Here is an 828-nt window from a genome sequence, read left to right as displayed (position 1 = left end):
GTCGGGCGGGAAGGTGGCGTTCCTGTTTGCGGGGCAGGGGAGTCAGCGGGTGGGGATGGGCCGGGAGTTGTATGAGGCGTTCCCGGTGTTCCGTGCGGTGTTCGATGAGGTGTGTGCCGTGCTGGACGAGTTTGTTGAGCGTCCGGTGCGGGACGTGGTCTTCGGTGAGTCCGGTGACGGTGGTGTGTTGGACCGTACGGGCTTTACGCAGCCTGCGCTGTTTGCGTTCGAGGTGGCGTTGTTCCGGTTGGTGGAGTCGTGGGGTGTGCGGCCGGACTTCCTGCTGGGGCATTCGGTGGGGGAGTTGGCTGCGGCGCATGTGGCGGGTGTTGTGCCGTTGGGTGATGCGGCGGCGTTGGTTGCTGCGCGTGGCCGGTTGATGGAGGCGTTGCCCGAGGGTGGGGCGATGGTGGCGGTGGAGGCTTGTGAGGAGGAGCTGCTGCCGTCGCTGGTCGGCCGTGAGGGTGAGGTCGGGATTGCGGCGCTCAACGGTCCGCGTTCGGTGGTGCTTTCCGGTGTGGCGGAGGCCGTTCTGGAGGTTGCGGAGGTGTGGCGGGCGCAGGGCCGTCGTACGCGCCGGCTGTCGGTGAGTCACGCGTTCCATTCGCCGTTGATGGAGCCGATGCTGGCCGAGTTCCGGTCGGTTGCCGAGAAGATCTCGTACGGCGAGCCCGCCGTCCCCGTCGTCTCGAATGTGACGGGTGAGCCTGCGGTGTTCTCCGCGGATTACTGGGTGGAGCATGTCCGGTCGGCGGTGCGCTTCGCCGACGGTATGGCGTATCTCGCCGAGCAGGGTGCTTCCACGTTCCTGGAGATCGGGCCGGACGG

Annotated in this window: 1 protein-coding gene; it reads left to right on the top strand. The window is 67.3% G+C overall.

From position 1 onward, the window contains the following. On the top strand, positions 1–828 hold an 828-nt coding region (locus tag ADL29_RS06750; RefSeq protein ID WP_157878407.1), incomplete at both ends, for an acyltransferase domain-containing protein.

The organism is Streptomyces chattanoogensis, from assembly GCF_001294335.1.
GTDB lineage: Bacteria > Actinomycetota > Actinomycetes > Streptomycetales > Streptomycetaceae > Streptomyces > Streptomyces chattanoogensis.
Note: the sequence above shows the minus strand (reverse complement) of the source record. Positions and strands in the feature narration are given on the sequence as shown.